At 27.1% G+C, this 7,607-nt stretch carries 9 protein-coding genes; 1 reads left to right on the forward strand and 8 read right to left on the reverse strand.

Annotation, left to right across the window (positions count from 1 at the left end; genetic code table 11):
- The 5 genes from ABCP60_RS15440 to ABCP60_RS15460 all read right to left on the reverse strand — a co-directional run.
- Positions 1-180 (reverse strand): hypothetical protein (locus ABCP60_RS15440; protein ID WP_343102126.1); only part of this gene is annotated, 180 nt, incomplete at its 3' end.
- Positions 167-337, reverse strand: coding sequence for a hypothetical protein (locus ABCP60_RS15445; RefSeq protein WP_343102127.1), 171 nt, complete (start codon positions 335-337; stop codon positions 167-169). The genes ABCP60_RS15440 and ABCP60_RS15445, both read right to left, overlap by 14 nt.
- Complete coding sequence (locus ABCP60_RS15450) at positions 338-742, reverse strand: hypothetical protein (protein WP_057553281.1); 405 nt, start codon at positions 740-742, stop codon at positions 338-340.
- 338 nt (positions 743-1,080) lie between these two features.
- The gene (locus tag ABCP60_RS15455) at positions 1,081-1,629 is read right to left on the reverse strand and encodes an integrase (RefSeq protein ID WP_343102128.1); all 549 of its coding nucleotides are present in this window, start codon (positions 1,627-1,629) and stop codon (positions 1,081-1,083) included.
- Positions 1,630-1,722: 93 nt separating this feature from the next.
- Positions 1,723-2,280: a recombinase family protein gene (locus ABCP60_RS15460; RefSeq protein WP_343102129.1), complete on the reverse strand. Its 558-nt coding sequence runs from the start codon at positions 2,278-2,280 to the stop codon at positions 1,723-1,725.
- Positions 2,281-2,514: 234 nt separating this feature from the next.
- On the opposite strand from ABCP60_RS15460, the gene ABCP60_RS15465 reads away from it, so the two are divergent.
- Positions 2,515-3,441, forward strand: a complete 927-nt coding sequence (locus ABCP60_RS15465) for a hypothetical protein (RefSeq protein WP_343102130.1) — start codon at positions 2,515-2,517, stop codon at positions 3,439-3,441.
- A 120-nt stretch (positions 3,442-3,561) separates the two neighbouring features.
- On the opposite strand, the gene ABCP60_RS15470 is transcribed toward ABCP60_RS15465, so the two are convergent.
- From ABCP60_RS15470 to ABCP60_RS15480, 3 genes are all read right to left on the reverse strand, one after another.
- Positions 3,562-5,004 (reverse strand): DNA cytosine methyltransferase, encoded by a 1,443-nt coding sequence (locus ABCP60_RS15470; protein WP_343102131.1) that lies wholly within the window; start codon positions 5,002-5,004, stop codon positions 3,562-3,564.
- Positions 5,005-6,105: 1,101 nt separating this feature from the next.
- A complete protein-coding gene (locus ABCP60_RS15475) occupies positions 6,106-7,173 on the reverse strand; it encodes a hypothetical protein (RefSeq protein WP_343102132.1) in 1,068 nt (355 codons plus the stop codon).
- A 48-nt stretch (positions 7,174-7,221) separates the two neighbouring features.
- On the reverse strand, positions 7,222-7,607 hold a 386-nt coding region (locus ABCP60_RS15480; protein ID WP_343102133.1), incomplete at its 5' end, for a hypothetical protein.

Here is a 7,607-nt window from a genome sequence, read left to right on the forward strand (position 1 = left end):
CTTTTTGTTCTTGTATTTATACTTCCAACAGCTTTCTCTATTGCTTAAATATGTGTTTATAGATGCCTTTCCTATATACTTATAAATTCCTTTTTCTAACCCTACTTTTTTCAATTCCTTTTCATCTTCATTGCTTAAATTCCAAACTCTTTCATATATTTTAAATTTACTTTTTTTCATCTTCACTTCTCCTATTCTCAGTAAATGGTTTATTTATAAGTCGTCCTTCATTATCAAATTCAAATCCAAAACTCTTAAGGAATTTTATAAATTCATCATCTTCAAATTTATCTTTCTTCCCACTTCTATTTCTCTTAGCATGTTTTATAACAACCATTTATTCCTCCTCCACTTCATCTTTAAATATTGGAGTAATCTTAGACCTAGTTGAGGGTGTTAACCCATAATTTCTAGATATTGCATCAATCTTAGTTGCAACCTCATTTTTTATTTTCATAGTTTTTATATACATTTGTAGATCTTCTTTTAACTCCTCTAATTGGTTATTTAAATAGTTATATTCAACTATTAAGTTAGCTAATAAGCATAGCTGTATAATGTCACTATCGATTATATTAGGTGTTACACTACATAAAAACTTAATAACTTGTTTATGTTCTTCTGTATTTCCTAACATTCCTATAAAGTTATCATTTTCTAGATTTTCAGTTCCTATAATTGACCATAAATCTTGTATCTCACTTTCTTTTAATTGTTTTGTTGAATTATACTTGACTTCCATAATCTTCTCCTTTCAATTTTTACGTCTTCAAATATAACTAGAGACTTTATAAAGTTATATATTTCTTATTTAACCTTACATCCGATTATTTACTTTAAATTTTGAAGTGTAAAAAATTATCTTATATTTTGTACTTAATTTTTTAAATTTCTTTATATTTAATTATTTACTTTTCACCCAAAGGATGTAAAAAATATATCTTAATGTATCTAAAGACCCTCCTTTTTAAAAAGTAAAAGTTGAAGTAGATTTTTTTTTATTTTTTTTACAAATCCCCTACATAACCCGATATATCCCCTATATAAAAAAAACAGCCTATCAATTAATTGATATACTGTTTAGTATTTTTCCATATATTCTTTTAGTGCTTGTGCCATTAGATCTTGTTTATTAAATTCCTTATTTTTCTTTGAGAACTCTTCAAATCTATCCCATATTTCTTTGTTTATTCTTATTGTAGTCCTTGTGTTTTCAGATAGTGGAAGATCTATTTTAATCCCTTGATTAATAACCTCAATGACCTCTGTCATACTTTTGTCATCAATCTTATTATCAAACCACTTTATAACCTGTTGTATCTTATCATAATCATTAGCTAATTTAATTATATTAGCCTTTATATCTTGTTGTATGTCTATAGTCATACCTTTGTCATCATTTAATATTATATCTTGTTGTTTCGCCTTATTAATCTCTCCAATTGCATTTGTCATACTAATGTCATCAATAGGAGTATATCTATTCAACTTGTTATCAAATGAGTATCCTCTTTTTTTAAGAAATTTTGTAAGACTATCTATACTTTTATAACCTAACTTATCCTTTATCTCATGTCTCGTAAGTCCTTGTTCTTGTAGTTCTAATATATATTTAAACTTATCTTCCATATTCTAACCCCCTTGATATAAAAATACTTTTGTCATACCTTTGTCATCAATTTGAATTATAGCATAATAATAGGCTAGTATTAATCACTAACCTTATTTATTTTCATATTCTTTTATTAGCTTATCTAACGTAGGTCTTGATATATCTAATTCTTTAGCTAGTTGAGTTTTATTAAACTCTCTATTTAAATATCTAGTGTAATATTCTTCAAAATTATCTACCTTAACTTCTTTACGACCTTTATATTTACCTTGTTCTTTAGCTATTGCTATTCCTTCCCTTTGTCTTTCAAGCATATTAGTTCTTTCAAATTCATTTATTGCACCTATCATAGTTAACATTAGTTTTCCTGTTGGGGTACTACTATCTATATTTTCTTTTGCACTTATTAAATTAACATTTTTATCTTCTAGCAACTCTACTATATGTAACAGATCCTTTGTACTTCTAGCTAGTCTACTAAAGTCATGTATCACTATTGTATCGCCTTCTCTTACAAACTCTAACATCTTATTTAATTCTTCTCTATTTGTATCTTTAGCTGATACCTTCTCGCTAAATACTTTCTCTACACTATACTTCTCCATTGTTATAAGCTGTCTACTTTCATTTTGTTCTACGGTTGAAACTCTTACATATCCTACTATCATTTTATTTCATCCTCCGATTTAATTAACTTTATGAACTAACTATATCATTTTGTAAATTTAAAATCAAGGACTTTATTTACACTTTGTAAATTAACCGCGAAAATAACCCTAAATTTACAGATTATCAGCTTTTACATTTGTAAATTTAGGGTGTACTCTATTTTTAGATAAAATTTTTATCGTAACACATTTTCCATATTTTGCATTATAATATTATATTAGGAGGTGATATTAATGAATATAATTGAACATATACGAAAAGAAAGTATCCAAAGTGTGTTTGCTATGGGTAAATTTAGTAATTCATGGCCTGCATGGCGTCCTTTAATAATAGATCAACTTAATATTAGTAATCCATCTACTATATTTGATTTAGGAGATAATCTTTCTAGCATATTCAAATCTACTGCAAGCGGAAGAGATCAAAGTGATGTATCTGGCGGTGGATATTCTTGGGAAGGACTAGTTTGTTGGTATCTTAATCTATGCTTAATAGGTACAAGAACTGTTGTAATAAAATCTTTAAAATCATTAGTTCCAAATCCAATTTCTGATGCAATAACAGTTACTTATGATAATTTTAATTCTAATACTGAAAGTGATTTAATAGCCTTAACATTTCCAAATGTTCCAGAGTTTACATGCGATATATCTGATCTAAATAATTATATAACAGATATACCTATATATAAAAGAAGTGGTAATGTCAATTACAATAAAATAATTGATTATCTTACTGACACATATTTTAATTCTATTAATATCTGTGTCATCCAATGTAAAACAAATTGGAAAGATAATGCTCAAATACCTATGCTATGGGATATGATTTATTCTGGACAAAGTTTTGCAAGAGGTATTTCAGTCGGAATTAATGGATATTCTATATCTCCACAACGTTTTACATATGCATTTGTAACAGTTCCTAGTAATTCTGGAGATCCTTTTACACCAACGACAACATGTGTTCAAAGGGTTAGAAATCTATCTGGAGGTAATTATTGGGGATTTCCTACTTCTCCTAATGTTGCTAAATCTATCAAAGAGATTATTACAACAAACTTCTTAGCTGGTATTGATGGTGGTAGTGTCAGAAATTCTATTAGAGATAATATCCCTAATATTAATACTGTTTATAATTACTTTGATATAACTTTATAGAATAGTACTTTAATATTCTTAATAACATGATATAATATAAAAATATTAATTTAGCGTAAACACACTCAAATAAAAAACACTAGAATTTTTATCTAGTGTTTTTTCTATATTTATATATTATTAAAAATTATTTCTCTTATGCTTATTTTTGGTTGATATGCTTTTATTGATCTCTAATGCTATAGCTTTTGCTAGTAAAGGTGGTACTGCATTACCTACTTGAGTATATTGTGGCACTTCTTCTTTCCTTCTTTGTCCACCCGTAGTCCTTTTTCCTAAAAATTCAAAACTATCATCAAAAGACTGTAATCTTGCTAACTCTCTAACCGTAAAGGTTCTATTTTCAAATGGAGATATATAATCATCTGGTATAGTTAAAACTGTTAATGAAGGTTTATTTCTATCCAATCTGGTTCTACTATTCTTTTTAGTTAACAATGCATCTATAAGTTCATCTATACAATTAGGATTTCGTAATGATTTAATAATATGATCCCTATCATTAAGTACTTCATCTATAGTCATTGCTACTTCTAAAGATATATCTACTTGAGTATTTATTGCTAATTTTTCCATTTCTTTTTCTATATACTCTATTAAGTTTGGTTTATCTGATATATCTATACCTTCTGATTTTATTCTCTTTCTTAATGAGTTTGCATCCTCTCCTTCTCTATATAAAGAAAATCTTTCTTTAACTATATTTGTATGATTAGATAACTCTGAATTTAAATTTGTATCTACTTCTAATCTAGATCCATCTAGTCTTCTCGTTCTTCCAAATCTAGAGGTATTTTGATACTCTGTAAGTTGAGGGTTTAAATTTTCTCGTAAATCTCTATCTTTTATTAAATCTCCTATCGCTTGTAAAACTGTTACTTTATCTTCTCCTACATGAGTTGGTGTAGGGTATTTGGGTTCTTTCTCGCCTTCTAAGTATGCTATAAATATTACTCTTTTTCTCGATTGAGGTACACCATAGTCAGATGCATCCATTAGTCTAGGCTCTAATGTCTTATAACCTAAAGCTTTAAACTCCGATTTTAGTATTTTAGGAACTTCTACATTTTCATAGTTAGCTCCTCTAAGTCCTTCTATATATAATCTCATATCTAACATACCTTCTACATTTTCCATAACAACATATCTAGGTCTTATTTCATCTATTATTCTCAAATATTCTCTAAATAAAAAGTTTCTTGGATCTTGAGGATCTCTCTTTCCTGATCTACTAAATCCTTGACATGGGGGACCTCCAAATATAACATCAATTGGATTTTCTTTTTTAAATCTTTTTCTCCTAGCTTTACCTTGTCTTCCTTGTTTGAACATATCTAAACTTTTTATCTTTTTTATTATAAAGTCACCACTTAGATCTCTAATGTCCATTTGTTCAAACCAAGTATTTTTTCCTTGTATTAATCCTAATTGAGTATGTCTATTTTTATATGTTAGTGCAACTTCTGAGCTTTTATCACTAGAAAATGCAATATGAAATCCTGCTTGTAATATACCTTCGCTCATTCCGCCTGCTCCACAGAATAAATCTACTGCTATCTTCATAATTTCCTCCGTAATCTTTAATTTCTTATCATTTGTTAATTTTATTATCTCAAATTTGACTAAAAAAGTCCAGGTAAAATTAAAAAGAGATAGAAAATAATAAAATATCTCTATCTCTAAATAAATACATCACCTCTCTAATTTTAAATTTGTATAGGTACTTTTTCATTAGAGAAAATTGATGTATATAGTAAAAAATTAAATGCTATATCCTATTATAACTTATTCTAAATAAATAATATATATATTTACCCCCTCAGTAGCCTAGTTTTTTATAATTTATTATTTATCTTGATTTATCTAATCAATCATAATACACCATAGGGGATTAGGAAATGGCTACTTCTCCCCCTATATCTCAAAAATATATTTGAGATATAAGAGGATATACTACACCACTTTTTCATGAGGTATCCGTATACCCTTTGGTTTATTCGTATTATATTTCTATAATCTTATTTCACCAACAACTGTTCTAACTCGCTTAGGTCTAGTATTATCAAGTAAGGTAATCATCCTTTCACAGTCGCCCCACACTAGGACAGGCACTCCACTTCTAAAGCTACCACTTTATCAGCTTGTCTAAGAAAATAGTAGCCATCCTCTAACGACCCATAATTGCATGATTAATGCAATAGTTTTTTATTATAGTGTGTTATTCCTCTAACCACACTTTAAAGCATTAAAAAAGACTTATCCCACTATCTTGGAATAAGTCTATAAGTATCCTTAAATTATATAAATTTATATCAAAGTTAATAAAGTACTTGAACAAAGTAAATACTATATATTATACTATTAAGTATAAATTTAATAACAAACTGTATTTATTCTTTAAAGTATCGCCAAATACTTTCTAGATTTTACAGTTCTGAGGCTTACTTGTACTACTGACTATTGTGCGATAGTTGGTACTAATCCAGTTGAAGGTCGCCAAACCTAAAACGGAACTTGTAAGTCTTTCTATTTAATTTTATAAATAAATTTTATACTTTTTTACAATAAAATACAATTGTTTTTTATATAAATAAAAGAATACCTATGTTTATTTAGGTATTCTTTTATCTTGTTATTCAATCTTTTCCATTGAAAACACTAGGTTTAACTTACTTTCAAGGTAGTAAGTCCAACTTCTATTTCCTCAAATAATTTATTTATTTCAACTAAATTATTTACTAATCTTTGATATAATTCTTCATCATATTCTCTTAATTTTCTATGATATCCCTTTATTACTGTATTTGGTTTTTTCTTACCTGTATATTTATAATATCTCTTAACAGCATTATCAAATATAATCATATCAACTATATCTCCATTAGTTGCTACCCCTAATAAAATATTGTAGTATCTTTCACCTTTTATTAATCTATTATATATATTTTCTTCTATATCATTACAATATCTATCTATAACTAACTTTAATCTTTTTCTAACAGTATCTATAAACCATAATTTTAAATCATCAAAGTTCATTATAAACTTATCTATTGTAGCTACTTTAGACTTACACAGTCTTCTTATTAACATAGTGTTGCTAGTAGATACTTCAATCCTTACGGTATCTTTTTTAATAGCTATTTGACCTGTATCTTCTAATTGTTTTGCCTTGTTATATATCTTTATTTTTCGATCACTTAAGTTTATCATTAAACTTTCCGTTTCTCCGTTACGGTCTACAAGAAACACTTTTTCTTTCTCTTGATCTAAAGATCTCTTTATTAACTTAAATGTATCTAATAACTTTTGACTATGACTATTGTAGTTAACTTCAAAATTACTAATAATAACTTTATCTAAATTGATATCTATTCCAACTTTAGAAAATTTATCTTTTATCTCATTTATTAATAAATACATATCATTGCTATCACTTATATTTACTTCATTTGTTCCATATAGAACCCTTGGGGCATTTACATCTATAGATACATCTAAATATGGAATTCTATTTAATTTTAATTTCATAAGATAATTATCTTTCTCATTATTTGAGTTCCCTTTAATAGTTATATCTATCTCTGCTACCTCTATATCTTGTCCGATATTTAACTCTTTAATTTTTATACCATCTCCAGCTACTATATGCCCATTGTAGCGGTTTAAATCTATCGAGTTAATATATACGTTGATTAATCTCATTCTGTCTATTCCTATAGCTGATTTCATCCTTTATTCCTCCATTATAATTTAATAAAATATTAATTTTATTTATTATTATGAAACCTTTGGTGTTTCTATTAAAGTTGCTTTCATTCCTTTATTTTCCTTCACTTTAGCCATCGAGCTATTTCTATTTAATAAAATTATAGGTTCTTCAACTATTAATCCATCTATGAACTTTGATACTACATCTACTCTTGTTATATATATCATTTCTTTTAAACTAAGTTCTTTTTCATCTTGTGCATAGTCTATAACATTACAATTATTAAACATCAACCTATATCTTTCTTCTTTATAAAGCCCTTTTATAGTGTACAAATTATCTAATTTCTCCATAAATGATTGCACTTTCTTTGGTAACTTTTTGTTCTTGTATTTATACTTCCAACAGCTTTCTCTATTGCTTAAATATGTGTTTATAGATGCCTTTCCTATAT

Origin of the sequence: Romboutsia sp. MSSM.1001216sp_RTP31141st1_G3_RTP31141_220114 (assembly GCF_039031195.1) — a bacterium.
Lineage (GTDB): Bacteria > Bacillota > Clostridia > Peptostreptococcales > Peptostreptococcaceae > Romboutsia_C > Romboutsia_C hominis.

Coding starts and splice junctions, on each gene's coding strand:
- ABCP60_RS15445 (WP_343102127.1), bottom strand. CDS start 337: ATGGTTGTTATAAAACATGCTAAGAGAAATAGAAGTGGGAAGAAAGAT.
- ABCP60_RS15450 (WP_057553281.1), bottom strand. CDS start 742: ATGGAAGTCAAGTATAATTCAACAAAACAATTAAAAGAAAGTGAGATA.
- ABCP60_RS15455 (WP_343102128.1), bottom strand. CDS start 1,629: ATGGAAGATAAGTTTAAATATATATTAGAACTACAAGAACAAGGACTT.
- ABCP60_RS15460 (WP_343102129.1), bottom strand. CDS start 2,280: ATGATAGTAGGATATGTAAGAGTTTCAACCGTAGAACAAAATGAAAGT.
- ABCP60_RS15465 (WP_343102130.1), top strand. CDS start 2,515: ATGAATATAATTGAACATATACGAAAAGAAAGTATCCAAAGTGTGTTT.
- ABCP60_RS15470 (WP_343102131.1), bottom strand. CDS start 5,004: ATGAAGATAGCAGTAGATTTATTCTGTGGAGCAGGCGGAATGAGCGAA.
- ABCP60_RS15475 (WP_343102132.1), bottom strand. CDS start 7,173: ATGAAATCAGCTATAGGAATAGACAGAATGAGATTAATCAACGTATAT.